The organism is Bacillus sp. DE0042 (genome assembly GCF_007680225.1).
In the GTDB taxonomy this organism is placed as follows: domain Bacteria; phylum Bacillota; class Bacilli; order Bacillales; family Bacillaceae_G; genus Bacillus_A; species Bacillus_A wiedmannii.
In genome coordinates, this window is record NZ_VEJP01000023.1 from 1 (window position 1) to 2,774 (window position 2,774).

The window sequence follows — 2,774 nt, forward strand, 5'->3', positions numbered from 1 at the left end:
CCTGAATACATAGGGTAAGGAAGACAGACCCAGGGAACTGAAACATCTAAGTACCTGGAGGAAGAGAAAGCAAATGCGATTTCCTGAGTAGCGGCGAGCGAAACGGAACATAGCCCAAACCAAGAGGCTTGCCTCTTGGGGTTGTAGGACATTCTATACGGAGTTACAAAGGAACGAGGTAGACGAAGCGACCTGGAAAGGTCCGTCGTAGAGGGTAACAACCCCGTAGTCGAAACTTCGTTCTCTCTTGAATGTATCCTGAGTACGGCGGAACACGTGAAATTCCGTCGGAATCTGGGAGGACCATCTCCCAAGGCTAAATACTCCCTAGTGATCGATAGTGAACCAGTACCGTGAGGGAAAGGTGAAAAGCACCCCGGAAGGGGAGTGAAAGAGATCCTGAAACCGTGTGCCTACAAATAGTCAGAGCCCGTTAATGGGTGATGGCGTGCCTTTTGTAGAATGAACCGGCGAGTTACGATCCCGTGCGAGGTTAAGCTGAAGAGGCGGAGCCGCAGCGAAAGCGAGTCTGAATAGGGCGTTTAGTACGTGGTCGTAGACCCGAAACCAGGTGATCTACCCATGTCCAGGGTGAAGTTCAGGTAACACTGAATGGAGGCCCGAACCCACGCACGTTGAAAAGTGCGGGGATGAGGTGTGGGTAGCGGAGAAATTCCAATCGAACCTGGAGATAGCTGGTTCTCCCCGAAATAGCTTTAGGGCTAGCCTTAAGTGTAAGAGTCTTGGAGGTAGAGCACTGATTGAACTAGGGGTCCTCATCGGATTACCGAATTCAGTCAAACTCCGAATGCCAATGACTTATCCTTAGGAGTCAGACTGCGAGTGATAAGATCCGTAGTCAAGAGGGAAACAGCCCAGATCGCCAGCTAAGGTCCCAAAGTGTGTATTAAGTGGAAAAGGATGTGGAGTTGCTTAGACAACTAGGATGTTGGCTTAGAAGCAGCCACCATTTAAAGAGTGCGTAATAGCTCACTAGTCGAGTGACTCTGCGCCGAAAATGTACCGGGGCTAAATACACCACCGAAGCTGCGAATTGATACCAATGGTATCAGTGGTAGGGGAGCGTTCTAAGTGCAGTGAAGTCAGACCGGAAGGACTGGTGGAGCGCTTAGAAGTGAGAATGCCGGTATGAGTAGCGAAAGACGGGTGAGAATCCCGTCCACCGAATGCCTAAGGTTTCCTGAGGAAGGCTCGTCCGCTCAGGGTTAGTCAGGACCTAAGCCGAGGCCGACAGGCGTAGGCGATGGACAACAGGTTGATATTCCTGTACCACCTCTTTATCGTTTGAGCAATGGAGGGACGCAGAAGGATAGAAGAAGCGTGCGATTGGTTGTGCACGTCCAAGCAGTTAGGCTGATAAGTAGGCAAATCCGCTTATCGTGAAGGCTGAGCTGTGATGGGGAAGCTCCTTATGGAGCGAAGTCTTTGATTCCCCGCTGCCAAGAAAAGCTTCTAGCGAGATAAAAGGTGCCTGTACCGCAAACCGACACAGGTAGGCGAGGAGAGAATCCTAAGGTGTGCGAGAGAACTCTGGTTAAGGAACTCGGCAAAATGACCCCGTAACTTCGGGAGAAGGGGTGCTTTCTTAACGGAAAGCCGCAGTGAATAGGCCCAAGCGACTGTTTAGCAAAAACACAGGTCTCTGCGAAGCCGTAAGGCGAAGTATAGGGGCTGACACCTGCCCGGTGCTGGAAGGTTAAGGAGAGGGGTTAGCGTAAGCGAAGCTCTGAACTGAAGCCCCAGTAAACGGCGGCCGTAACTATAACGGTCCTAAGGTAGCGAAATTCCTTGTCGGGTAAGTTCCGACCCGCACGAAAGGTGTAACGATTTGGGCACTGTCTCAACCAGAGACTCGGTGAAATTATAGTACCTGTGAAGATGCAGGTTACCCGCGACAGGACGGAAAGACCCCGTGGAGCTTTACTGTAGCCTGATATTGAATTTTGGTACATTTTGTACAGGATAGGCGGGAGCCATTGAAACCGGAGCGCTAGCTTCGGTGGAGGCGCTGGTGGGATACCGCCCTGAATGTATTGAAATTCTAACCTACGGGTCTTATCGACCCGGGAGACAGTGTCAGGTGGGCAGTTTGACTGGGGCGGTCGCCTCCTAAAGTGTAACGGAGGCGCCCAAAGGTTCCCTCAGAATGGTTGGAAATCATTCGTAGAGTGCAAAGGCATAAGGGAGCTTGACTGCGAGACCTACAAGTCGAGCAGGGACGAAAGTCGGGCTTAGTGATCCGGTGGTTCCGCATGGAAGGGCCATCGCTCAACGGATAAAAGCTACCCCGGGGATAACAGGCTTATCTCCCCCAAGAGTCCACATCGACGGGGAGGTTTGGCACCTCGATGTCGGCTCATCGCATCCTGGGGCTGTAGTCGGTCCCAAGGGTTGGGCTGTTCGCCCATTAAAGCGGTACGCGAGCTGGGTTCAGAACGTCGTGAGACAGTTCGGTCCCTATCCGTCGTGGGCGTAGGAAATTTGAGAGGAGCTGTCCTTAGTACGAGAGGACCGGGATGGACGCACCGCTGGTGTACCAGTTGTTCTGCCAAGGGCATAGCTGGGTAGCTATGTGCGGAAGGGATAAGTGCTGAAAGCATCTAAGCATGAAGCCCCCCTCAAGATGAGATTTCCCATAGCGTAAGCTAGTAAGATCCCTGAAAGATGATCAGGTTGATAGGTTCGAGGTGGAAGCATGGTGACATGTGGAGCTGACGAATACTAATAGATCGAGGACTTAACCATATAATATG

The 2,774-nt window shown here is 51.8% G+C and carries 1 rRNA gene; it reads left to right on the forward strand.

The window, feature by feature from the left end:
• Positions 1-2,766: ribosomal RNA gene (locus FS802_RS30570) — 23S ribosomal RNA — on the forward strand; the annotation flags it as partial.
• Between the last annotated feature and the right edge of the window lie 8 nt (positions 2,767-2,774).